This is a genomic window from Pseudomonas sp. HLS-6 TE3448, from assembly GCF_053629555.1.
In genome coordinates, this window is record NZ_JBRJIO010000001.1 from 1,428,223 (window position 1) to 1,452,794 (window position 24,572).

Genomic DNA, 24,572 nt, shown 5'->3' on the forward strand with positions numbered 1-24,572 from the left:
TCGGGGCTTTTGCTTTTCTGGCGTGCCCCCAGCCTGGCCCGCTATCATTCGGCCCACTGTGTGGGGGAATAACTGATGCTCAACGGCCTCTGGCTTGGATTTTTCGTAGTCGCTGCCGTGTCGGCGCTGGCGCAATGGTTAGTGGGCGGCAACGCCGGGATCTTTGCCGCCATGGTCGAGAGCATCTTTGCCATGGCCAAATTGTCGGTCGAGGTCATGGTGTTGCTGTTTGGTACCCTCACCCTCTGGCTGGGCTTTCTGAAAATTGCCGAGAAAGCCGGTGTGGTCGAATGGCTGGCCAAAGTACTAGGCCCATTGTTCCAGCGCCTGATGCCGGAGGTTCCCCCCGGCCACCCGGCATTGGGTTTGATCACCCTGAACTTTGCCGCCAACGGCTTGGGCCTGGATAACGCAGCCACGCCGATCGGGCTCAAGGCCATGCGGGCGCTACAGGAGCTCAATCCCAGCTCAACTACCGCCAGTAATGCGCAGATTCTCTTTTTGGTACTCAACGCCTCTTCGCTGACGTTGTTGCCCGTCACCATCTTCATGTACCGCGCCCAGCAGGGGGCGCTGGACCCGACGCTGGTGTTCCTGCCGATCCTGCTGGCGACCAGTGCATCAACGCTGGTTGGCCTGCTTTCTGTGGCGGTCATGCAACGACTGCGGCTATGGGACCCGGTGGTCCTGGCCTACCTGGTGCCTGGCGCGCTGCTGCTCGGTGGGTTCATGGCGCTGCTGGCTGGGCTTTCGGCTACAGCCCTGGCGACCCTCTCGTCAATCATGGGCAACTTGACCCTGTTCGGACTGATCATGCTCTTTTTGCTGATTGGCGCGTTCAAGCGGGTCAAGGTGTATGAAACCTTCGTTGAGGGCGCCAAAGAAGGGTTTGACGTCGCCAAGAGCCTGTTGCCCTATCTGGTGGCAATGCTCTGCGCCGTTGGCGTGTTGCGTGCCTCTGGAGCCCTTGAGTTCGGTCTGGACGGTATTCGCTATGCGGTTGACTGGTTTGGCTGGGATACCCGCTTTGTCGATGCGTTGCCGACCGCGCTGGTTAAGCCATTCTCTGGCAGTGCTGCCCGCGCGATGTTGATCGAGACCATGCAAAGCCATGGGGTAGACAGTTTCCCTGCGTTGGTGGCTGCCACGGTTCAGGGCAGCACCGAAACCACATTCTATGTACTGGCCGTGTATTTTGGCGCAGTGGGTATCCAGCGGGCCCGACATGCTGTGGGCTGTGCGCTGCTCGCCGAATTGGCCGGCGTGCTGGCGGCCATTGGCGTCTGCTACTGGTTCTTTGCCTGAGCTTGTGCGGCTTGGCGCACGGTCCAACCAACCAGTTGCTCCATCAGCCGGTCGCTGGCCTGGCCAAAGCCTTCGACGACAGCGGGTATCTGTTTATCGCTTAGCGGTTGACGCACCTCGAAGCGTTGGCTGGCCAAAATTCGCTGGGTGCGCCCTTGTACCAGGCGCGCATCAAAGCGGATCACCACGTTGAGCCCCTGCGCGCCATACTCACTCTGGAACGATTGCAGCTCGCCGGTCAGCTCGTAGTCGGCTTGCAGGTTGCTATCGTCGGCGCTGAGCCGCTGTACCCTACCATCGCGCTGGAAGGCATCGAGCATGCGGTTGCGCAGCAACGTGGGCGCCGGGTCACTCCAGCGGGCGCCCTTGTAGCTGCTGATCAGATCACCTTGAGGCACCACGGCAATACGCGGGCTGTTCAGCACTTCACTGGTGAGCGGTTTGTTCAGACGCAGCGACCAGTCTAGTGGCGCAACGTCGCTGGTGCCGTGCTGGACCTGGTGGGTCGGCAGACGGTAGACATCGGATGGGTCGGCCTGGGGCAGAATCGAGCAGGCACTGCTCAGGCTTAGCGCTAATGCCAGTACCAGGCGGTTACGCTTCATGGCTCGAACTCCTTGTTTTTGTCACGGCCCAACAGATAACCACTGGGGTTGGCTTCCAGGCGCCGGGAGATTGCCTTCAACGCGGTCAGGGTGTCTCGCAGTTCTCGAATGGCTGGTGCCAGTTCATGCAGGCCCTGCGCCCCCTCATTGATGGCTTCGCGATTGTCGTTGAGCATGGCGTTGAGGGTTGTGGTACTGCTGGCCAGCGACTGCATTGCCTGTTGGGCATTACCGACGATTTGTGTGCCCTGGCTGCTGAGCAGGCCATTGGCGTTGCGCATCAGTTGGCTGGTTTGTTCCAGCGTGGCGCTGGCCTGCTTGCTCACCTGTGCCAATTGCTGGATGGCGAGGCGAATGTCGTCGCGCTGCTCGGCAACCGAGCCGGTGGTTTGCTCCAGATGCGCCAAGGTATTGCTCAACCGTGCAGCGTTCTCCTCGGAGAACAGCTGGTTAGCATTGTGCAGCAGTTGGTTGATGCTGCTCATCAGGTCATTGCTGTTGCTCATAAGACGTGCAATCGGTGATGGCGAGGCAATGATCACCGGGAGTTTGTGCCCTACCCCTTCCAATGCTGGGCTCTGTGGCGTACCGCCACTGAGCTGGATGATCGAGGTACCGGTGATACCGGTCAGGGCCAGCTTGGCCTGGGTGTCTTCCTTGATCGGGGTGTCGGCGCTCAGCCGGATGCGAGCCAGTACACGGCGAGGATCCTTTGGGTCGAGGCGCAGGTTGATGACATCGCCAACCTTGATCCCGCTGTATTGCACCGAACTGCCTTTGGACAAGCCGGAAACGGTCTCGTTGAACACCACTTCATAGTCCTTGAAGGTGTTATCGACACTGGATTTGGCCAGCCACAGGCCGAACAGCATGGCGCCAGCCACGACCAGCACGGTGACCAGCCCGATCAATATATGGTGTGCACGGGTTTCCATCTCAATCCTCCTTGAGCGCTGTGGCGGCCTGGTAGGCCGCACGGCCACGGGGGCCATGGAAGTAGTCTTGAACCCAGGCGTCCTCGGTATCGGCAACTTGAGCGATTGGCGCGGCAACCAGTACTTTTTTCTGTGCCAGCACCGCGACGCGATCGGTGATGGTGTAGAGGGTGTCCAGGTCGTGAGTGATCAGAAACACGCTCAAGCCCAAGGCGTCACGCAAGGTCAGGATCAATTGGTCGAAGGCCGCCGCACCAATAGGGTCGAGCCCTGCTGTAGGTTCGTCGAGAAAAAGGATATCGGGATCCAGGGCCAGTGCCCGTGCCAGTGCTGCGCGCTTGATCATGCCGCCAGAAAGAGAGGCCGGGTACTTGTCTGCGGCCGACAAGGGCAGCCCGGCCAGAGCCAGCTTGACGCCCGCGAGCTGTTCGGCATCTGCGCGGCACAGGCCGGCATGTTCGATCAGCGGCAAGGCGACGTTCTCAGTGACCGTCAGCGAGGAGAACAAGGCCCCTTTCTGGAACAGTACGCCAAACCGTCGTTCGACCTGGGAGCGCTGCGCTTCGTCCAACTGGTTCAGGTGCTGCCCGAATACCCGTACATCGCCTTCGTCGGGACGCCGCAGGCCGATGATGCTGCGCAGCAGGACGGATTTGCCACTGCCTGAGCCTCCGACCACAGCAAGGATTTCGCCACGGTACAGATCGAGGTCGAGGTGTTCATGCACGCTCTGGCTGCCAAAGCGATTGCACAGGCCCCGGGCTTCAATCACGGTTTCGCGTGGTGGCGTACTCACCAGCCCATCTCCATGTAAAACAGGGCCGCAATGGCATCGAGCACAATGACTACAAAGATCGACTGAACCACGCTGGAGGTTGTGTGCGCACCTACCGATTCGGCACTGCCGGAGACCTTGAGGCCTTCCAGGCAACCAATTGCAGCGATCAGGAAGGCAAAAAACGGGGCCTTGGCCAACCCGACCAGAAAGTGTCTTGCATCGATGTCGTTTTGCATCATCGAAAGGAACATGGCCGGCGAGATGTCCAGGGACAAGGCGCAAACCAGCCCGCCGCCGACGATGCCGCAGAGCATTGCAAGAAAAGTGAGTAGTGGCAGTGCAATCAACAAGGCCAGCACCCGTGGGATGACCAGAATCTCGATGGGGTCCAGCCCCAGCGTGCGAATGGCATCGATTTCTTCGTTGGCCTTCATCGAGCCAATCTGAGCGGTGAACGCACTCGCGGTACGCCCCGCCATCAGGATGGCGGTCAACAACACACCGAACTCTCGCAGGAAAGAGAACGCCACCAGGTCGACGGTAAAAATGCTGGCGCCGAACTTGACCAGCACTGTTGCCCCAAGAAAGGCCACCACGGCGCCAACCAGAAAGGTCAACAGTGCGACGATCGGCGCGGCGTTAAGGCCGGTTTGCTCAATGTGTGCGACCACCGAGGTGAGCCGCCAGCGTTTTGGCTGTAAAAGCAGGCGTCCGAATGTGGCGAGAATAAGGCCAACGAAGCCGAGCAGGTGCAGGGTATCTTGTTTGAGGGTATCGACGGCACGACCGATGCGTTCAAGCAGTTGCATCAGCACGTTCCGCTCGGGTGTTTTCACCGGTATGCAGTAGTCTTGCAGCGAGCAGTAGACCGTTTTCAGCAGGGCGCGGTTGGCCGCTGGCAAGTGCGTGGCGGTTTCGGTCAGTTGGGCCAGGCGCTGGGTGCCCAGCAACTCGACCAGTAGTGCGGCACCTGCGGTATCCAGCTTGCCAAGTTGATCAAGCTCTATCCGCGTTGTGCTGTCGTACTGCCCTGCCAGGCTTGCAGTGTGCTGCTTCAGGCTGGCGTAGTTGGCCAGCGTCCAGTCACCCGTGATCCGCAGACAAGCTGGGCTGCTGGTGGTGTCCAAGGTGGCATTGGCAGTACTGGTCATAAGCTCCATGTGATCCGAGAGGCGCTCCAATGCGCAGCCTCAGAGCATAGCGCTACTGAGCGGTGCTTGCTTGACCGTCGTCAACTACCCGGAAGCGCAGCACGCCGATGACCTGACCATCTTCGGTCAACACCCTCACCTGCCAGCGCCCGATGGGGTTGCTCGGGAAGTTCTGCTTGTGGGTCCAGGCGCGGTAGCCTTCCTTGCGCCCGCCATGAATGTCCAGCGCGATGCGGTCGACCTCGTTGCCGTTGAACTGCCAGACATGGTAGATCCGCTCATTCAAGCCCCGTGGGGCATTGATCGCTGTGTAGGCATACAGACCGCTGCTGCGGATCTGACTGGCACTCACTTGCTTGAGGCTGGCGCCGGGGGTGCGGTTTTGCACCTCGGTGCTTATCGCGACATCGTTCAGCCATAGCGTGGCAGGCGGCACCCACGAGCGCAGTAGCCAACCGCTGCCACCTACGGCCAGGGTCACGGCTACCAGCATGACCGCGCGGCGCCAGTGGTTGATCGGAAAACTGCTGGCCAGGCTGGGGAACGACAGCAGCATGGCCGCACCTAGTGCCAGCTTGAAGCTCTGTGCTGTGGTGAGGTGCAGGATGATCGGCAGCGCAGTAAGCAGCGCAGCGAACAAGGTCAGGGTGTGCAGGGCAAGAAACAGTGAGCGCCGTGGCGCCAGCCACTTGTAGTACAACGGATCAATGATCGAAATCAGCCCGGCTGCGGTCAGTAGCCCGGTGAATACCAGTTGGCCGCTGTTCCAGGTTGTGGTGATGAAAAAGAACGGCAGTACGAAGAACAGGCTTTCCTGGTGGATCATCTGCGTGGCATAGCGCAGCAGTGGCTGCGGAATTTCGCGCTTGAAGACCTTGGCGAACAGCTGGGTGAAGGTGTTCTCCAGCATCAGCCAGACCCAGCTGACCAGCATCAGAATGGCAATCCAGCTGGCCAGGCCTGCTTGGCGGTCGACCAGAATGAAACTGGCAATACCGGAAATGAAACCGCCAAGGGCAATAACCCCTGGGTAGCGCTTGAACAGTTCGATCAGGCGCTGGATGACGTGAGGCATGCGGGTATTCGCTGAAGTCAGGTAAAAACCCGCACAGGATAACGCTGTTTATCCGTAATGGCTTGTTGTCATCCCCCTTGAGAGGGCCTTTGTCGCGCCTATTGGCCGCGGCGGCGTTTATGCCAGACAAACCCAGCCAGCAGGATCAGCCCGAGCAACCCGGCCAACAGGCGGTAAATGCTTTCGTAACCCAACGCCGGCTTTTCAATGCGCAGGTACCCAGGGTCGGCAAACAGTTGGCGCATGGCCTGGTTGGTATCCTCCAGGCTGACCTGGCGCAACTTGCTTACCGGGTCTGCAAAGCGCCCATCGGCATAAGCGCTCAATGCACTCCAGTAGTAGTCGGCCAAGGCTGCATTACCCTGAGTGGTCCAGGCTTCACGGTCGATGGCTGCCTGTTTGATGCGTTCAAACGTTGCAGGATCCAGCCCATTCTGACGCAGTCGCTCGATCAATTTTTGGAGCAGCACCTCTGCTTCATCGACGCTCTCGCGATCAAGGTCGGCATTCAGGCTCATTACACTGCTATTGCCGAGCATTTCACGCTGGCTGAAGGGTCCATAGGACAGGCTGTGTTTGAGGCGTAGTTCGCTGTACAGCGCCCAGTCCAGGTAGCGTTGTAGCAGGTTGAACGTCTGCTCGCTGTCACCCTCAAGTACTGGCTCAAGGAACATCCAGTGCAGTTTGGCGCTGTTACCTAGCCACCCGCTGGTCAGCACGCGCTTTGCTTCGGCCTTGTGTACAACGGTCTCCAGGCCCCGTCGCTCGCTGGGGTCGACCGGGTCGAGCTGGCCATAGGTCCGTTCCAGATAGGCCGGCAGCAGGCGGTCGAGGCCACCGACCATGATCAGGGTCATGTTGTTGGGCGCATACCAGTGCGCACGCACGTCATCGACCTCTTCCAGTGTCAGGTCGTCTATAGCGGAGCGCTCAGCGCAGGTAAGCCCCAGTTCAACTGCCAATTGTTCGCTGGGCCCGTGGCCGAGGTCCTGGCGGTCGAGCCAGCGTTGCAGGTGCGAGTAATGCCCGCCATCTTCGCGTTCGACGATTTTTTTCGACAGTTCAAGTGCATTCTCGTCGAGCTGAGTCTGGCTGAGAATCGCCAGCAACAGATCAAGGACCTTGCGTTGATTGCGGGCCGGCGCCTCGATTACGAAGGTCGTGTCGGCGCTGCTGGTGTAAGCATTCCACTCGCCACCAAGCGCTTGCATGCGTTCCTCGAGACCACCCTCGCCGCTGTCGTCGATACCGCTGAACAACAGGTGTTCCAGCAGGTGCGGCAGTTCCCGGCGGTCGCATGGGAAATCGTCGAAGCCGACGCCCACGACCAGGCGGATCGACACATGGTCGCGTTCATAACCCGGCTTGAGTATGACCTGCAGGCCATTGGGCAGCAGGTAACCTTCTACCTGGGAGCGATCAAGGGCGAAACTGGGCATGCAACCCAACAGTAGGCAAACAAACAACAGGCAACGCATGGCGAGCTTCCTTGCGGGAGTTCTTGGATCGTTCAAGGCGAATGGGCGTCGTCAGGTACGCTATCGATCAACAGGGCATCAGTGTCTGAGCCACCCAATACCACATAGGCACTACTGCAGAACAGCGAGTTCAGGCGCTTCATGTCGGCGATCAGTTCCAGGTGCAACGAACTGGTTTCGATACTTTGCACCACTTTACGTTGCAGTCGGCTGACATGGGCGTGTGCGAGGCGGCGCTCCTGGGCGCGGAATCGACGTTTTTCCCGTAACAACTGGCGCGCACTTTCCGGGTCGGCGCTGAGAAACACCGACAGGCCCAAGCGCAAGTTGGCCAGCAACTGAGTGTGTAGCCCCGTCAATTCTTCCAGGCCAACCTCGGAAAATTCACGGCGCTGCGCGGTCTTTTGTTGCTGCACCTTGCGCAGCATGCGCTCGATCAGATCGCTGGCCAGCTTGAGGTTGATTGCCAATTCGATGATTTCCGCCCAGCGTCGACTGTCTTGTTCGCCCAGGTCTTCGCGGGGCATTTGCGCCAGGTACAGTTTGATGGCGTTGTAGAGCCCCTCAACATCTTCGCCCAGGCTGCGCATCTGTTGGGTCATTGCCGTTTGGGTACCGCGCAGAACGCCGAGCATGGCATCAAGCATGCTGTCGACCAGATCACCCATGCGCAGGGTTTCGCGTACCGCGTTGGCCAGTGCCAGGCTGGGGGTGGCGAGTGCGGTGGGATCCAGGTGACGGGGCTGGGCATGGCCGTTAGTTTCCTCGCGAAGTGGCAACAGCCAGCTACACACGCTTGCCATGGGCTTCACAGTCGGCAGCATCAACAGGCACCGCACGCTGTTGTAGAGCAGGTGGAAACCGATCACCAGTTCCTGAGGACTGAAATTCAGACTGTCCATCCATTTCACCAGCGGGCCTAATGCTGGAATGATCAGAAGCAGCCCGATCAGCTTGTACAGCAGGCTGCCCAGGGCAACCTGGCGACCTGCAGCGTTCTGCATACTGGTGCTGAGAAAGGCCAGCAGGCCACTACCGATGTTGGCGCCAATCACCAGGCCAATGGCGACAGGCAGGCTGATCAGTTCTGCACCCGCCAGGGTTGCCGTCAACAGTACGGCCGCCAGGCTGGAGTAAGACACCAGGGCAAACAGGGCACCGACCAGGGCGTCGAGCAAGATATCGCCGGTCAGCGAGGCAAACAGCACCTTTACGCCCTGAGCATGAGTGATCGGCGCCGCTGCTTCGACAATCAGTTGAAGGGCCAGGATGATCAGCCCAAGGCCAATGCCGACGCGTCCCAACTGGCCGGCTCGGGTCTGTTTGCGCGACAGGAAGAAAATCACGCCAAGAAAGATCAGCAGGGGTGACAGCCAGGACAGGTCGAATGTCAGTACGCGGGCCATCAGGGCTGTGCCGACGTCGGCACCCAGCATGATCGCCAGTGCCGGGGTCAGTGTCATCAGGCCTTGCCCAACGAATGATGTCACCAGCATGGCCGTGGCGTTGCTGCTTTGCACCAGGGCGGTGACCAGAATACCGGCAATGAAAGCTAACGGGCGTCTGGCCATGTTCTGGCTCAGCACCCGGCGCAGGTTGGAGCCGTACACGCGCAGAATGCCGGTACGCACGATGTGTGTGCCCCAAATCAGCAAGGCCACGGCCGACAGCAAATTGAGCAGGGTCAGCATGTGAAAAGGCCCCCTGTTGAATGTGCCCCAAAGGAGGCAAGTGGATGATGCCGTGAGCCTGGCCTGGTTGCAGGCGGTTCTTTTCCAGTACTCACTTAAGCGTTAGTCGGCTAGAAGCCCTGGCGCCAGCATCGCATAGCCTGCACAGGCTTGAAACTAAACCCTCAGGCTGGAGCATGAAAAAGGGCCCGCGTGGGGCCCTTTCATAACCGCACCAGGATTACTGACCCGGAATGTCCTTGCGAAGTTTCACGGGATCGTTCTGTTGCTGTTTCTTTTTTGCTATCGCCGTACGCATACGGATGTTGATGGCTTCTACCGCCAGCGAGAACGCCATGGCGAAGTAGACATAGCCTTTTGGTACATGCACATCGAACGACTCGGCGATCAGCACGGTACCCACCACGATCAGGAACGACAGCGCCAACATCTTCAGTGATGGGTGCTTGTCGATAAATTCGCTGATGGCGCCAGCGCAGAGCATCATCACCAGCACGGCGACAATGATTGCCGCGATCATTACCGGCACATGGGAAACCATGCCGACGGCTGTAATCACCGAATCCAGAGAGAAGACAATGTCGATGATCGCGATCTGGATGATGGTGTAGAGGAACTGGCCACCTTTGCCAGCAGGTTCTTCGTGTGTTTCATCCTCGCCTTCCAGGCCGTGGAAGATCTCCTGAGAGCTTTTCCAGAGCAGGAACAGGCCACCGAAGAACAGAATCAGGTCGCGTCCAGAGATCCCTTGCCCGAATACTTCGAACAAGTCATTGGTCAGGCGCATGACCCAGGTGATCGACAGCAGCAACATGATCCGAGTAACCATGGCCAGTGCCAGACCGAAGATCCGGGTACGTGGCTGCATGTGTTTGGGCATGCGGCTGACCAGGATCGAGATCATGATGATGTTGTCGATGCCGAGAACGATCTCAAGGGCCGTCAGAGTAAAAAAGGCAACCCAGATCTCTGGGTTGGTCAGCCATTCCATGTGTATTCCTTCAATCGTTGAATGCGATGCACCCGGGCAAAGAGCGTGATCGCAGTGGTTGGATCTGTAGTCTTAAAGGTTGCTGAATAGTGGGAAAATTCCCATCAGCAGCGCAGCCAACATTATGCACAGGCAAACCAGTACTGCCCATTTCAAGGTGAAGCGCTGGTGGTCGCCAAATTCAATGCCGGCCAGTGCCACTAGCAGGTACGTTGAGGGTACCAGTGGACTTAGCAGGTGTACGGGCTGCCCGACGATCGACGCGCGGGCCATCTCCACCGGCGAGATACCGTAGTGGCTGGCAGCCTCCGACAGTACCGGCAGTACGCCATAGTAGAAGGCGTCGTTGGACATGAAAAAGGTGAATGGCATGCTAACGACTGCTGTGATCACCGCCAGGTAAGGGCCCATGGCCTCCGGGATCACGGCCAGCAGGCTCTTTGACATGGCTTCAACCATACCGGTGCCAGAGAGAATACCGGTGAAAATACCTGCCGCAAAAATCAGCCCGACCACGGCCAGCACGCTGCCGGCATGTGCGGCGACACGCTCTTTCTGTTGTTGCAGGCATGGGTAATTGACCACCATGGCGATACTGAACGCGATCATGAACAACACCGGCAACGGCAGTATGCCGGCGATCAGGGCGACCATCAGGGCAAAGGTCAGGGCCCCGTTGAACCAAAGCAGCTTGGGCCGACGTGCAGCGGGGAATTGCGAAACACTGATCTCGCTGTGATCGATCTCGTCCCCCGGCAAGTGCAGTTCACCGAGGCGAGCCCGTTCGCGCTTGCCATACAGGTAGGCGATGGCGAGGATCGCCAAGACGCCGAACAGCATGGCCGGGATCATGGGCACGAAAATATCCGAAGGGTCTACGTGCAATGCACTGGCAGCACGGGCCGTTGGGCCACCCCATGGCGTCATGTTCATGACCCCGCCCGCCAGAATGATCAGGCCAGCCATGATTCGTGGGTTCATGCCCAGACGGCTGTACAGCGGCAGCATTGCGGCAACACAGATCATGTAAGTGGTGGCACCGTCACCATCGAGCGAAACAACCAAGGCCAGCGCGGCGGTGCCAACGGAGACTTTCAGCGGGTCGCCTTTGACCAGCTTGAGGATCTTGCGTACGGCCGGGTCGAACAGGCCAGAGTCGATCATCAGGGCGAAGTAGAGAATGGCGAACATCAGCATGACGCCGGTTGGCGCCAGTTTGCTGATGCCTTCCAGCATCATCGGGCCGATTTTGCTGGAAAAGCCTCCAAACAGTGCGAACAGGATTGGAACCAGAATCAATGCAATCAACGCCGACAGGCGTTTGGTCATGATCAGGTACATGAAGGTGATGACCATGGCAAAGCCGAGGAAGGTCAGCATGGGAGTACTCCAGGCGTGGCGCGTCGTGGGAAAATCGAGTCGTACGAATCAGCGTGCGGTCAGCAGCGTTCGGACTTTCGGCGGGCGTGGAGTCGCAAGGCGGGCGTAGAAGGACATCAGAATCACCATTGTTGTTGTTAAATTGGCCTGATGTACGCTGAATCTCAGGTACACCGGCTGACCGGTCTCATGCCGGTGGTGGGCTGATGCTAAAAGCGAAAGCTTTCAGCCAGCTTTCGCGGGCTGAAAGACGACCAACGGCGTGGGTTGAATGACCCATGGACCATGAAGGTGCCTGCCACGCTGGGGCTCTGCGCCGCCCTCAGGGAAGCTGTAAGCCGCCGGCAGCCTTGTGTAGCTCGCGCAGGTGTTTGCCAATCTGATCGATGTTGGCTTCAACCGCTGCAATCTCGGCGGCGCGTGATGGCTCGAGCAACGCCCTGACCTCTTTATCGAGGGCTGCGGTAAGGTGTTGCAGCTGTTGCTGGCGCTGGCCGCTGGTCTGTTCCAGTTGTTGGCGTTCGGCTGCCTGTGGCACGCCATAACCCTTGCTGTCGATCAACTCGGCCGGGCGACTGAGAAAGCCACTGTTGGCAAGTATCTGCTGCAACGTGCCGTTCGCTTTGGCCACACTCGCATCATTTAATGCGCGACCGCTGAGATAGCGCTGCTTGACCTCATCCTGAGCCAGCAGCAGTTGGCGCCGCAGGCTCGCCTGCTCCAACAGCAACAGGGCGGCACTGGTGCGCAGGTCCGCTCGGTCGAACCATTGCTGGCGCTGTTGCGCGGGTTGTTCGAGCCAGGTCTCAACGCTGTCCTGGGCAACGGGCAGGTGCTTCTTCAATACCTGAAACATGGCTTCATATCGGTCTCGATAGGAGTCGAAACGGTAGCCCAGGCGCAGGGCTTCACGCGGATCGTCGAGGACGCTGACATCCGCCAGGCCACGTCCGTTGAGCACTTCCAGCAAGCCATTGGGCATGATGCTGTCCAGTCCCGCCAGCTGTTGCTTGCCCGTGCCGCTGCGCAGCAGTTTGAGTGTTTCGACTGCACAGTTGTTGGAAAGGAAATAGTAGTTGCCGTCGTAGCTCCAGTGCATTTCCGCGGCCTGGCGCACCAGGCTCTCCAGCTCGGGTCTATCCAGCTTGAGCGGTACTGAAGCCAGGCTGCGCAGTTCGGTCTTGGTGTACTCATCGATCACCTGGCCCAAGGGCAGGATGAACAAGCGTGAGGGGTAGGCACCCGTCAGGCCGCCCCAACTGGAGAGTTGCACATCATTGACGAAGGCCCGGTAAGACAGCACCAGATGCTGGTCGAGGTCCAGCCGGCAGTCAGGGCCACGTGGCCTGCCAGGGGCGCAGATTACCAGGCGCAGCATGCTGTGCCCCCAGCGGCTGACCCAGTTCTGGTTGGCCTCGGCCAGCAGGTAATCGACCGCATAGACCCGCTCCGGGTCGATCTGGCCCAGCGGTTGGCGGGCAAAATCGTTTCCGGCATTCAGGAACGGTAATGTCTGTTGGCAGGTCGGGTGTGCCGGGGCCCAGTCAAAGTGCGCTTGCAGGTAGGCGTGCAGTGCGGGCCGTCTACAGGCATAGCTTGGGTCAAGGAGAAAGTACTCCATGTTGACCGCAATGAATTCTTTCGGGCTGCTCAGCTCGTAGCTATCTGGGCTGCGGGCGATTTGCCGATTGTGTTGTTCGCGCTCTCCGCGTCGGCCGACGTACTGCGGCCAGCCGGCCAGGTCCAGCAGACGAGGGTCATCGCTGAGGGTAAAGCGGCGTTTGGTTTGTCCGCGGCAGCCGTCTGGAAGGCCAACCTCGCCTTTGCTGGACGCATACCGGGTACAGGCCTGGATCTCTTTGCGCTCGGCTGTGGGCCATAGGCGGGCACGATCATACAGATGGGTCAGTTCATGCAGTACGGTCGCCAGCAGCTCCTGACGTACCGTGCCGTGTGGTCGATCCGTCTTCGTAGTCGCAGCGGTGCCGTCCACAAGGCTTGGCAGCAAGCGACGATTGAGTTCGAGGCTGGACACCAGCGAGGCCTGCCCATAAGCCTCGTCTGGCATCCTTGTGCTCCAGCTGACGTCGATACGTCGATCCAGCCGGGATTTGAACTGTGGTGGAAGCGCTTGCAGCGCCTCATCCAACAATGCCTGGCTGGCCCTTTGTTGTTGCGGATCAAGGCCATCGTGTTCGAGGACCAGTTGCAGATCCGCTAACACGGGGGGAGCGAGCAGCGTCAGTGCGCAGCCCAGCAGCCAGGCACGCATGGGGTTCACAGGGCCAGGATAGCTTCGGCCAGGGCTTGGTCGCTGGCGTCACGTGCCTCAGGAACACGCTGGCGTAGGGTATCGAACGCTGCTTCGAGCTGTGCACCGCGGATTTCACCGTTGCTGGCGACGTAGCTGGCGGCATCGTCATGGGCTTCGCGGACTACTTTGGCGTCGCGGATAGACGTTGTCGTGTCGGAGGTGAAGTCGATCGAGCGGCCAAATGCACGAACGATAATGTTGCTGGTGGCCACCAGGGTGTGTGCCTGGGCCAGGTCGGCCATCAGCATTAGGCCGAGGGTGGCGGCAATCAGCGGGTTACGCATGGAACATCTCCGGTAATACAGGTGTGGTCATTGGACGAGAATTGCCTGCGCCAGTTCAAGGTCGCTGGCATGAAGTTTGGGGTGAGTTTCACGCAGTCGGTCCAGCGCAGCCTGCAGGTGAGCACCGCGCAACATGCCGGCGCTGGCGACGAATGCTGCCGCATCGTCCTTGGCTGCCAGTATCAATTTACGGTCGAAGGGTGCCGAGGTGACCTTGCTGGTGGCATAGCCGCTGGCGACGAGACTCTGGGTGGTCAGGTCAAGGGCTTGGACGGTGCCGGCCCAGCACAACGCAAGCAACAGCAGTAATGGATAACGCATGGTTCTCTAGGGGCTGGTGAATCAGGCGGCAAAGGCTATCCCAATGCGTCGGTCTGAACCAGCCTGAAGAGTCCGGCTGTTTTGCATGTTGTTGCATAACTGTGCCGGACTCCAATCACGGTCAAATGGCCAGAATGGCTTGTGCCAACTCTGCGTCGCTGGCTTGAAGTGCCGGTGTTTGTTGGCGGATATGCGCCAGTGCGCTTTCCAGTTTTACACCGCGGATTTCGCCTTGGCTGGCAACGAAGCTGGCAGCGTCGTCACGGGCAGCACGAACGATTTTATCGTCACGGAAGGATGAGGTGACATCGGAGGTGGCGTCGGTGGAGGCCCCTAAGCCCCGAACCACGGTATCGGTGGTGACGACGAAACTGGTTGCATTGGCTGTCGAAGCCAGGGCCAGCATCAGCGCGGTGCCAAGCATGCGTGAACGGAACATGAGGTCTATCTCCTTTAGAGAGCAGTGTGGGGTAGCTGTTTAAGCGTATCACGGCGACGCAACCTGCGAGGCGTACGTGGGGAGCCAGCGTTCTTAACAATAGGACCGTTACCGTGCCATTTCGTTGCGCGGTATCTGCATCGTGAACGCCTAGATGAAACTGTACCTGTCGATTTTAATATTTTTAAAACTGTTCATGTCTGTGCTGCAGGCGCTCTAGCCCGGGCCTCAGAACGAAAAAACCCGTCAGCAGTTTCCTGCGACGGGTTTTGATTAATTCGAGGTGCCGGCGTGGCCGGCGAGCCCTGCATTAGCGCCAGAAAGGCTTGCTCAGCTCTTCGTAGCGTTGTGCTTCGCTGATGCCAGCATCGGCCAGAAGGCGCGAATCCAGGCGAGCCAACTGGTGGCGGCTGGAGATACGGCGTTGCCACAGCAACAGGTTCGACAGCAAACGCAGCGGCAAGGAAGCGTTGGATTTTTCGGCGCTGTTTTCAAAAACCAGATCGGAACTGAGGGTACGTTCCATGATGTCATCCTTCCGCTTATGGCGGCATTAGGTAGTGATTTAACTGATGCCAATGATCCTCCTCTTCGGTCGATTCCTCTAGATACAGTTCATATGGATTGTGATGGTCCAGTTAACTGTTTTAGAGGACTGTTGCACTCGAAATGGACGCAACTGTACCGGTCTGCACTGGTATGGTGCGATTGATTTTGGGAAAGGGGGTAAAAGCGAGGAAATTCCCGGAAAATAACCGGTACAGTAGAACAGTTTGATTGATTAATGCGCTGTAGCTGTTCAGCTGGCGTGCATTGCGCCGCACCAACTGAACAGCTGCGCTAGGGATTAACCGACGAGCATGCGACCGGTTTCTTCCAGGTTTTCGTGCCAAGACAGGGCTTCACGCAGGATGTGCGGGGTATGACCACCGCGCTCGCAGGCGCGGCTGAAGTAGTCATTCAGCGCTTCGCGGTAGTCCGGATGCACACAGTTGTCGATGATCACGCGGGCGCGCTCACGTGGAGCGAGGCCGCGCAGGTCGGCCAGACCCTGCTCTGTGACCAGAATGTCGACGTCATGCTCGGTGTGGTCGACGTGGCTGACCATTGGAACAACGCTGGAAATCGCGCCGCCTTTGGCAATGGACTTGGTCACGAAGATCGCCAGGTGGGCGTTACGTGCGAAGTCGCCGGAGCCACCGATACCGTTCATCATGCGGGTGCCACAGACGTGAGTCGAGTTGACGTTGCCGTACAGGTCGAACTCCAGTGCAGTGTTGATACCGATGATGCCCAGGCGGCGAACCACTTCAGGGTGGTTGGAGATTTCCTGTGGACGCAGTACCAGCTTGTCCTTGTACTTCTCCAGGTGGCCAAACACGTCGGCATTGCGGCGGCTCGACAGGGTGATCGAGCTGCCCGACGCGAAGTTCAACTTGCCTGCGTCGATCAGGTCGAACGTCGAGTCCTGCAGTACTTCGGAGTACATGGTCAGGTCTTCGAACGGCGAGTCGATCAGACCGCACATTACTGCGTTGGCGATGCTGCCGATACCAGCCTGCAGCGGGCCAAGCTTGTTGGTCATGCGCCCGGCATCAACTTCCTGTTTGAGGAAGTTGATCAGGTGGTTGGCGATGCCCTGAGTTTCGCTGTCCGGCGGCAGTACCGTGGACGGTGAGTCTGGCTTGTCAGTGATCACGATGGCGACAATTTTTGCCGGGTCGATCGGGATCGCGGTGCTACCGATACGGTCGTCAACCTTCACCAGCGGGATCGGTGTACGGGTTGGACGATAGGTCGGGATGTAGATGTCGTGCAGACCTTCCAGGTTCGGATTGTGCGCCAGGTTGATCTCGACGATCACATGTTTGGCGAAAATCGCGAAGCTGGCCGAGTTACCCACGGACGTGGTCGGAACGATATGACCTTGTTCGGTGATCGCCACGGCTTCGATAACCGCGATGTCTGGCAGCTTGAGCTGCTGGTTACGCAGTTGCTCAACCGTTTCCGACAGGTGTTGGTCGATGAACATCACCTGGCCTTCGTTGATGGCCTTGCGCAGTGTGTTATCAACCTGGAACGGCATGCGTCGAGCGAGTACGCCAGCTTCGGTGAGCTGCTTGTCGAGATCATTGCCCAGGCTGGCGCCGGTCATCAGGCTGATCTTCAGCGGCGAATTCTTGGCGCGTTCGGCCAGCGCTTGAGGAACGGCTTTGGCTTCACCGGCACGGGTGAAACCGCTCATGCCGACGGTCATGCCGTCCTGAATCAGGCCAGCGGCATCAGCCGCACTCATTACTTTGCTGTGCAGGGAGGATAAGCGAATTCGATCACGGTACATGGATTGTTATCTCGATCTCGGGCTACTAAAGCTAGGCCTCCAGTCTAGTGATTTAGAAAGGGTTCGTCCCACGACCAAGGTCGAATGCCCGGGCTATAAACAGGGCCTTTTGTCGGTGATATCGGGCAGCAAAAAGCCCCAGCCGAACCGCGCTGGGGCTTCTGTGGTTTTGCCTCTGGGTCAGTCGACGGCTTTGACCATGTCTTCAATGACTTTCTTGGCGTCGCCGAAGACCATCATGGTCTTGTCGAGGTAGAACAGTTCATTGTCCAGGCCTGCATAACCACTGGCCATGGAGCGCTTGTTGACGATGATGGTCTTGGCCTTGAAGGCTTCGAGGATCGGCATGCCAGCAATGGGTGACTTTGGATCGTTCTTCGCCGCCGGGTTGACCACGTCGTTGGCACCCAGCACCAGCACCACGTCGGCCTGGCCGAATTCGGAGTTGATATCCTCCATCTCAAAGACCTGGTCGTAAGGCACTTCGGCTTCGGCCAGCAGTACGTTCATGTGTCCAGGCATCCGACCGGCTACCGGGTGGATCGCGTACTTAACGGTAACGCCATTGTGGGTCAGCTTTTCGGTCAGTTCCTTGAGGGCATGCTGGGCACGCGCAACAGCCAGGCCGTAGCCAGGCACAATGATGACCGTGTCGGCGTTGCTCAGCAGGAAAGTGGCGTCGTCTGCCGAACCGGACTTCACAGGGCGAGCCTCCTTCGCTCCAGCCGGACCAGCAGCGTCCGTTGCCCCACCGAAGCCGCCGAGGATTACGTTGAAGAACGAGCGGTTCATCGCTTTGCACATGATGTACGAGAGGATGGCACCCGAAGACCCTACCAGCGAACCTGCAATGATCAGCATCGAGTTGTTCAGCGAGAAGCCGATGCCCGCTGCCGCCCAGCCCGAGTAGCTATTGAGCATCGACACCACTACCGGCATGTCGGCACCGCCGATCGGGATGATGATCAGCACGCCCATCACGAACGCCAGGATCAACATCAGGGCGAATGCGCTGTAGTTGCCGGTGAAGGTGAAGACCAGGCCCAGGCCAATGGTGGTCAGGCCCAGTATCAGGTTCAGCTTGTGTTGACCGCTGAACTGCACAGGTGCGCCCTGAAACAGGCGGAACTTGTACTTGCCGGAGAGCTTGCCGAAGGCGATGACCGAACCGGAAAACGTAATTGCACCGATGGCTGCACCGAGGAACAGCTCCAGGCGGTTACCGGTAGGGATCGGCTCGCTGATGCTGCTGACGATGCCCAGCGATTGCGGTTCAACCACTGCCGCAATGGCAATGAATACCGCAGCCAGGCCGATCATGCTGTGCATGAACGCGACCAGCTCGGGCATCTTGGTCATTTCTACTCGTTTGGCCATGATCGAACCCGCAGTACCGCCAATCAGCAGGCCTACGATCACGTAGCCAATACCGGCAGTCGCCAGTTCCGCGCCCAACTTGTAGATGAGGCCAATGGTGGTGACCACTGCCAGCGCCATGCCGAGCATGCCGAACAGATTGCCGCGGCGCGACGTGGTCGGGTGCGACAGGCCTTTGAGGGCCTGGATGAAACATACCGAGGCGACAAGGTAGAGAAGTGTTACCAGGTTCATGCTCATGTTTACTTCTGCCCCTCTGCCTTCGCTGCTTTCTTCTTGAACATCTCCAGCATGCGCCGGGTGACCAGGAAACCGCCGAACACGTTGACCGCTGCCAGGGCGACCGCGAGGGTGCCCATGATCTTGCCCAGCGGGGTTACCGTCAGGGCTGCGGCGAGCATTGCGCCAACGATGACGATGGCGGAAATGGCGTTGGTAACCGCCATCAATGGGGTATGCAGCGCCGGGGTTACGTTCCAGACCACGTGGTAACCGACATAGATGGCCAGCACGAAGATGATCAGGTTGTAGACGCCATGGGAAATCAGCATGTCTTCCATTGTCGTGCTCCTTATCCGTTCTTGCGGATGACCTGACCGTCGCGGCACATCAGGCACGCGGCGACAATGTCGTCTTCGAGGTTGATCGTGAACTGGCCGTCCTTGTCGAACAGCAGTTTCATGAAGTCCAGCAGGTTGCGTGCATAGAGCGCCGAGGCATCGGCGCCGACCATGGCCGGCAGGTTGGTTGGCCCGACGATGGTCACACCGTTTTCAATAACCACTTGATCGGCAACCGTAAGCGGGCAGTTGCCGCCTTGAGCCGCCGCCAGGTCGATGACCACCGACCCCGGCTTCATCTGCGCAACGGTTTCGGCGCTGAGCAGCGTGGGTGCCTTACGGCCGGGGATCAGTGCGGTGGTGATGACGATATCGGCCTGTTTGGCGCGCTCATGCACGGCCAGGGCCTGGCGTTGCATCCAGCTCGCCGGCATTGGTCGGGCATAGCCGCCAACGCCTTCGGCGCATTCGCGCTCCTCGTCGGTTTCATACGGCACATCAATGAACTTGGCGCCGAGCGATTCGATCTGCTCTTTCACTGCAGGCCGTACATCCGAAGCCTCAATCACCGCACCCAGGCGTTTGGCTGTGGCGATTGCCTGCAGCCCGGCCACACCTGCGCCGAGAATCAGCACGCGTGCGGCTTTTACCGTACCGGCAGCGGTCATCAGCATCGGCATGAAGCGTGGGTAATAGTGCGCTGCCAGCAGGACAGCCTTGTAACCGGCGATGTTGGCCTGTGACGACAACACATCCAGGCTTTGCGCACGGGAAGTGCGCGGGGCCGCCTCCAGGGCAAAGGCTGTAATGCCGCACTCGGCCATCTTGGCGATGACATCGTTGTTGAAGGGATTGAGCATACCCAACAGCACGGAACCGCTCTTGATCTGACCCAGTTCACTATCGTTGGGCGCCACAACTTTCAGAATCAGTTGTGCGCCAAACGCATCGGAAGCGCTGCCAATAGTGGCGCCTGCTGCTTCGTAGGCACTGTCCGGTACGCTGGCGTTAACCCCAGCGCCGCTTTGAACGGTGACCTGGTGACCCTGGCCAATCAGTTTTTTGATGGTTTCCGGGGTTGCAGCGACGCGTGTCTCGCCCGTCTGCGTTTCGAGAGGAACACCAATGTGCACGTCAATTTCTCCTGCGTGATCTTTTGTTAGTAAACCAGTGCACTACGGATGGTGCGTCTGGGGCGGCCGATCAGCACGATCCCGCGTGAATCCAGGCGGGGCTGGGCATTTTGCTGGCGATCCTGAATCGCTTCAACAGATTTTGAAGGGTGACGATAAACAAACTACAAGTCACCCTGTGACCGTATGTCGCAACAATCGGCCTTCAGCCCGTCAGCCGTGGGCTTCAGGGAGATTACGGCAAAATTTGAAAATTTTCCGTTGAAATCACTGTGCGAGAGAAAATGCACCCTATTTATAGCGTCAAAGCCACGTAAACAGCAGGGTTAGGGGGTGTTGATGAGGGTGTTGGCAGGTTTTAACTAATTGCGACATTTACGTATATTTGTAGGTGTTCAGAATATTGCACTACGTAGTTAATTTCGAACACTCTCGCTGTGGTTGGCGATGTAGTTGCGGGCTTGTTCTACCAGCCAGTCGCGGAAGGCGCGCAGTGACGCGGACTCCACTTTGCGCTCGGGAATCATCAGGTAATAGGCCTTGATGCTCGACAGTGCATGGGCGTTGGCGATAACCAGGCGCCCTTCTGCCAGCTCGCGCTGAATCAGAAATGGCGGGATCAGTGCTATGCCCATTTCATGTATCGCAGCCTGGGCAAGCATCGAGAATAGCTCATAGCGTGGCCCCGTCATGTCGCGAGCAACATTCATGTTCAGGCTGTCAAACCACTGTCGCCAAGCATATGGTCGGGTGGTTTGCTGCAGCAGAGGCAGGCTGGCGATGGTCTTCGCCGTGAGCTGTTGCTGGGCGCCGAGCAGTGCCGGGCTGCATACCGGGACCGGGTTCTCGCCCATCAGGCGGTGGAACTGTGTACCTGGCCAGTCGGCATCGCCGAAATAGATCGCCGCGTCGAAATGCGTATCGGCGAACAGAAAGGGCCGCGTGCGGTTGGTCAAGTTGACGGTGACTTCTGGATGGCGGTGCTGAAACTCCTTCAGGCGAGGCAGCAACCACTGGGTGCCAAAGGTTGGCACCACGGCCAGTTCAATGACATTGGCCCCCTGTTGGCCCATGACCGACAACGTGTCGCGCTCTACGGCATCCAACTGTGTCGCTACCCGACGGCTATAGGAAAGCCCTGCTTCGGTCAGTTTTACCCCGCGGCGTGAACGGCGAAACAGTTCGACATTGAGGAAGTCTTCCAGCCCCGCTATCTGTCGACAGACGGCCCCCTGCGTCAGGGACAGCTCCTGGGCTGCCTTTGTAAAGCTCTCGTGGCGTGCGGCTGCTTCAAAGCAAACCAGGGCCGTGGTACTGGGTATCTTGCGCCTCATATACGTTGATCTCACTAATAGAACGCAGGAATGGGCTTTTTTCCATTACGGAGTGAAAAATTATCACAAGTTTATGCGCAATCCTCGTTTGTCCCTCTGGGCTTTCCGGCCTAGGATCAAAGGACAAAAACCTGAACCCATTTCTTGAGGATTCGCTCATGGCTGGCAAAGCAAGCTTCAACTGGATCGACCCCCTGTTGCTCGATCAGCAGCTCACTGAAGAAGAGCGCATGGTGCGTGACAGTGCTTTCCAGTTCGCTCAGGACAAGTTGGCACCGCGTGTACTGGAAGCCTTTCGTCACGAACAGACGGATCCTGCGATCTTCCGTGAGATGGGAGAAATCGGCCTGCTCGGTGCGACCATTCCTGAGCAGTACGGTGGTAGTGGCCTCAACTACGTGTGCTACGGCCTGATCGCCCGTGAAGTGGAGCGAATCGACTCTGGCTATCGTTCGATGATGAGTGTGCAGTCGTCACTGGTGATGGTGCCGATCAACGAGTTTGGTACTGAAGCCCAGAAGCAGAAGTACCTGCCCAAGCTTGCCAGCGGTGAATGGATTGGTTGTTTTGGCCTGACTGAGCCCAACTATGGCTCTGACCCAGGTTCGATGATCACCCGCGCCCGTAAGGTCGAGGGTGGCTACAGCCTGACTGGCAGCAAGATGTGGATCACCAACAGCCCTATCGCTGATGTGTTTGTGGTTTGGGCCAAGGATGATGCCGGTGATATCCGAGGCTTCGTCCTGGAAAAAGGCTGGAAAGGCCTGAGTGCGCCGGCCATTCACGGCAAGGTGGGTCTGCGCGCGTCGATCACTGGCGAGATCGTGATGGACAATGTGTTCGTTCCCGAAGAGAACATCTTCCCCGACGTGCGTGGCCTGAAGGGCCCCTTCACCTGCTTGAACTCTGCGCGTTATGGGATCTCTTGGGGGGCACTGGGTGCCGCTGAAGCCTGCTGGCACACCGCGCGGCAATATACCCTCGACCGTCAGCAGTTCGGTCGTCCGCTGGCCGCAAACCAACTGATCCAGAAAAAACTGGCCGACATGCAGACCGAGATCACCCTCGCCTTGCAAGGTTGCCTGCGTCTGGGGCGGATGAAGGATGAAGGTACTGCCGCGGTTGAGATTACCTCGATCATGAAGCGTAACTCCTGCGGCAAGGCCTTGGACATCGCCCGTATGGCGCGCGACATGCTGGGCGGCAATGGCATCTCCGACGAGTTCGGTGTTGCGCGACATTTGGTCAACCTTGAAGTGGTCAACACCTATGAAGGGACCCATGACGTGCATGCATTGATCCTGGGGCGTGCGCAAACCGGCATTCAGGCGTTCTACTAATCAGGGAGCCAGACCATGGGCGCGCTATCTCATCTGCGGGTGCTGGATCTGTCGCGAGTATTGGCTGGGCCGTGGTCAGGGCAAATCCTTGCGGACCTGGGGGCCGAGGTGATCAAGGTGGAGCGCCCCGGTGTGGGTGATGACACCCGCGCCTGGGGGCCGCCCTTCCTCAAGGATGCGCGGGGTGAGAATACCAGTGAGGCGGCCTATTACCTGTCTGCCAACCGCAACAAGCGCTCGCTGACCATCGACTTCACTCAGCCTGAAGGTCAGCGCTTGGTGCGTGAACTGGCAGCCAAATCGGACATTCTCATCGAGAATTTCAAGGTGGGCGGGCTGGCAGCCTATGGCCTCGACTATGAAAGCCTGAAGGCGATCAACCCTAACCTTATCTATTGTTCTATTACTGGCTTCGGTCAAACCGGCCCTTACGCCAAGCGTGCGGGCTATGACTTCATGATTCAGGGGTTGGGTGGGCTCATGAGCCTGACCGGCCGCCCTGAAGGTGACGCAGGGGCCGGTCCGATGAAGGTTGGGGTCGCCCTCACCGACATCCTCACCGGGCTTTACTCGACTGTTGCGATACTGGCCGCCCTCGCCCACCGTGAGCACGGTGGCGGTGGGCAGCGCATTGATATGGCGTTGCTCGACGTACAGGTCGCCTGCCTGGCCAATCAGGCAATGAATTACCTGACTACTGGGGTGGCGCCCCGTCGGCTGGGTAATGCGCATCCGAATATCGTGCCTTATCAGGACTTCCCCACGGCGGATGGCGACTTCATCCTTACGGTTGGTAATGATGGTCAGTTTCGCAAGTTCGCTGAAGTGGCTGGGCAGCCTCAGTGGGCGGATGACCCTCGATTTGCGACTAACAAGCAAAGAGTGGCGAATCGCGCCGAGTTGATTCCTTTGATTCGTCAGGTAACGGTATTCAAGACCACAGCCGAATGGATCAGCTTGCTTGAGCAGGCCAGCGTTCCTTGTGGGCCAATCAATGACCTGGCAAAGATGTTCGAGGACCCTCAGGTGAAGGCCCGTGGCCTTGCCATTGAATTGGCCCACCCCTTGGCTGGGCGTGTGCCGCAAGTGGCGAGCCCTATTCGGCTGTCGGAGACGCCAGTCGAGTATCGCAATGCGCCGCCATTGCTGGGTGAGCATACTGATCAGATTCTCTCTGAGGTATTGGCGTTGACAGCGGATGAGATCCAGCGCTTGCGCACTGCTGGCGTGCTGTAGTGTTTGCGCCCTTCTATATAGAGGGGCGTTTTGGGTTGTTTTGAGAAAGGTTGGAATTAACCCTTGACGTCCCGTTTCATCTCTCTATAATGCGCACCTCTTCCGGCGCAGTCGAAACGGAAAACTCCTTGATAATCAATGAGTTAGACGTTTAGCGATGGTGTCGGAAGTGCTTCGGTCGAATAGATCGGCAGCGGTGAAAAAAGGTGGTTGACAGCGAGTTGAAACGCTGTAGAATTCGCCTCCCGCTAACGAGAGATCGAAGCGAGTCAAGTGGTTGAAGTTGAACGGAAAATTCTGAAAAACTTCAAAATAAACGCTTGACAGAGACAGGGGAAAGCGTAGAATGCGCGCCTCGGTTGAGATGAAAAGCTCTTAACCAACCGCTCTTTAACAATCGAATCAAGCAATTCGTGTGGGTGCTTGTGAAATCAGACTGATAGTCAAAAAGATTATCAGCATCACAAGTGACTACGCGAGAAATCGAAATAGTCATTTGAGATT

22 protein-coding genes are annotated in these 24,572 nt (G+C 58.4%); 3 read left to right on the plus strand and 19 right to left on the minus strand.

Translation table 11 applies throughout. The features are described 5' to 3' along the window. Positions 1–75: 75 nt before the first annotated feature. Positions 76–1,305: a nucleoside recognition domain-containing protein gene (locus AB7M23_RS06745; protein WP_330522517.1), complete on the plus strand. Its 1,230-nt coding sequence runs from the start codon at positions 76–78 to the stop codon at positions 1,303–1,305. Here the strand turns inward: AB7M23_RS06745 and AB7M23_RS06750 are convergent. The 19 genes from AB7M23_RS06750 to AB7M23_RS06840 all read right to left on the minus strand — a co-directional run bounded on the left by AB7M23_RS06750 (position 1,287) and on the right by AB7M23_RS06840 (position 21,492). Further along, entirely contained in the window at positions 1,287–1,910 is a 624-nt protein-coding gene (locus tag AB7M23_RS06750; RefSeq protein WP_454240467.1) for an ABC-type transport auxiliary lipoprotein family protein, read from the minus strand. The genes AB7M23_RS06745 and AB7M23_RS06750 overlap by 19 nt on opposite strands. Continuing rightward, a complete protein-coding gene (locus tag AB7M23_RS06755; protein WP_454240468.1) occupies positions 1,907–2,845 on the minus strand; it encodes an MlaD family protein in 939 nt (312 codons plus the stop codon). Before AB7M23_RS06755 ends, AB7M23_RS06750 begins: the two co-directional genes overlap by 4 nt. Before the next feature lies 1 nt (position 2,846). Continuing rightward, positions 2,847–3,641, minus strand: a complete 795-nt coding sequence (locus AB7M23_RS06760; RefSeq protein ID WP_065761302.1) for an ABC transporter ATP-binding protein — start codon at positions 3,639–3,641, stop codon at positions 2,847–2,849. Beyond that, a complete protein-coding gene (locus tag AB7M23_RS06765) occupies positions 3,638–4,783 on the minus strand; it encodes an ABC transporter permease (protein ID WP_102052976.1) in 1,146 nt (381 codons plus the stop codon). The genes AB7M23_RS06760 and AB7M23_RS06765 overlap by 4 nt, the downstream gene beginning before the upstream one ends. Before the next feature lie 43 nt (positions 4,784–4,826). Next, positions 4,827–5,849 carry a DUF5924 family protein gene (locus AB7M23_RS06770; protein ID WP_102052975.1) on the minus strand — a complete coding sequence of 341 codons (1,023 nt, stop codon included), beginning with the start codon at positions 5,847–5,849 and terminating at the stop codon, positions 4,827–4,829. Between the two features lie 98 nt (positions 5,850–5,947). Next, entirely contained in the window at positions 5,948–7,327 is a 1,380-nt protein-coding gene (locus tag AB7M23_RS06775) for a M16 family metallopeptidase (RefSeq protein WP_102052974.1), read from the minus strand. A gap of 32 nt (positions 7,328–7,359) precedes the next feature. After that, a complete protein-coding gene (locus AB7M23_RS06780; protein WP_102052973.1) occupies positions 7,360–9,018 on the minus strand; it encodes a Na/Pi cotransporter family protein in 1,659 nt (552 codons plus the stop codon). Positions 9,019–9,238: 220 nt separating this feature from the next. Next, positions 9,239–10,009: a TerC family protein gene (locus tag AB7M23_RS06785; protein ID WP_065761297.1), complete on the minus strand. Its 771-nt coding sequence runs from the start codon at positions 10,007–10,009 to the stop codon at positions 9,239–9,241. A 72-nt stretch (positions 10,010–10,081) separates the two neighbouring features. Next, complete coding sequence (locus tag AB7M23_RS06790; protein ID WP_454240469.1) at positions 10,082–11,389, minus strand: CitMHS family transporter; 1,308 nt, start codon at positions 11,387–11,389, stop codon at positions 10,082–10,084. Between the two features lie 322 nt (positions 11,390–11,711). After that, the gene (locus AB7M23_RS06795) at positions 11,712–13,670 is read right to left on the minus strand and encodes a DUF7844 domain-containing protein (RefSeq protein WP_454240470.1); all 1,959 of its coding nucleotides are present in this window, start codon (positions 13,668–13,670) and stop codon (positions 11,712–11,714) included. Next, on the minus strand, positions 13,667–13,987 hold the full coding sequence (locus AB7M23_RS06800; RefSeq protein WP_065761294.1) for a DUF2388 domain-containing protein: 321 nt from the start codon (positions 13,985–13,987) through the stop codon (positions 13,667–13,669). The genes AB7M23_RS06795 and AB7M23_RS06800 overlap by 4 nt, the downstream gene beginning before the upstream one ends. Positions 13,988–14,014: 27 nt before the next feature. Next, positions 14,015–14,308, minus strand: a complete 294-nt coding sequence (locus tag AB7M23_RS06805) for a DUF2388 domain-containing protein (protein ID WP_099773250.1) — start codon at positions 14,306–14,308, stop codon at positions 14,015–14,017. 121 nt (positions 14,309–14,429) lie between these two features. Beyond that, positions 14,430–14,747 carry a DUF2388 domain-containing protein gene (locus AB7M23_RS06810; RefSeq protein ID WP_099773251.1) on the minus strand — a complete coding sequence of 106 codons (318 nt, stop codon included), beginning with the start codon at positions 14,745–14,747 and terminating at the stop codon, positions 14,430–14,432. Between the two features lie 310 nt (positions 14,748–15,057). Further along, complete coding sequence (locus tag AB7M23_RS06815; protein WP_065761291.1) at positions 15,058–15,273, minus strand: DUF1127 domain-containing protein; 216 nt, start codon at positions 15,271–15,273, stop codon at positions 15,058–15,060. 321 nt (positions 15,274–15,594) lie between these two features. Beyond that, a complete protein-coding gene (locus tag AB7M23_RS06820) occupies positions 15,595–17,088 on the minus strand; it encodes an acetyl-CoA hydrolase/transferase family protein (RefSeq protein ID WP_454240471.1) in 1,494 nt (497 codons plus the stop codon). A 180-nt stretch (positions 17,089–17,268) separates the two neighbouring features. Further along, positions 17,269–18,705 carry an NAD(P)(+) transhydrogenase (Re/Si-specific) subunit beta gene (locus AB7M23_RS06825; RefSeq protein WP_099773252.1) on the minus strand — a complete coding sequence of 479 codons (1,437 nt, stop codon included), beginning with the start codon at positions 18,703–18,705 and terminating at the stop codon, positions 17,269–17,271. Between the two features lie 2 nt (positions 18,706–18,707). Then, positions 18,708–19,025 carry an NAD(P) transhydrogenase subunit alpha gene (locus AB7M23_RS06830; RefSeq protein WP_042127705.1) on the minus strand — a complete coding sequence of 106 codons (318 nt, stop codon included), beginning with the start codon at positions 19,023–19,025 and terminating at the stop codon, positions 18,708–18,710. An 11-nt stretch (positions 19,026–19,036) separates the two neighbouring features. Continuing rightward, complete coding sequence (locus AB7M23_RS06835; protein WP_065761870.1) at positions 19,037–20,158, minus strand: Re/Si-specific NAD(P)(+) transhydrogenase subunit alpha; 1,122 nt, start codon at positions 20,156–20,158, stop codon at positions 19,037–19,039. Positions 20,159–20,574: 416 nt separating this feature from the next. Beyond that, on the minus strand, positions 20,575–21,492 hold the full coding sequence (locus AB7M23_RS06840) for a LysR family transcriptional regulator (RefSeq protein ID WP_454240472.1): 918 nt from the start codon (positions 21,490–21,492) through the stop codon (positions 20,575–20,577). 158 nt (positions 21,493–21,650) lie between these two features. Between AB7M23_RS06840 and AB7M23_RS06845 the strand changes: the two genes are divergently transcribed. Together AB7M23_RS06845 and AB7M23_RS06850 are read left to right on the plus strand one after the other, a co-directional pair. Further along, positions 21,651–22,832 carry an acyl-CoA dehydrogenase gene (locus AB7M23_RS06845; protein WP_065761868.1) on the plus strand — a complete coding sequence of 394 codons (1,182 nt, stop codon included), beginning with the start codon at positions 21,651–21,653 and terminating at the stop codon, positions 22,830–22,832. A gap of 15 nt (positions 22,833–22,847) precedes the next feature. Continuing rightward, positions 22,848–24,068, plus strand: a complete 1,221-nt coding sequence (locus AB7M23_RS06850; RefSeq protein ID WP_454240473.1) for a CaiB/BaiF CoA transferase family protein — start codon at positions 22,848–22,850, stop codon at positions 24,066–24,068. Positions 24,069–24,572: the final 504 nt, after the last annotated feature.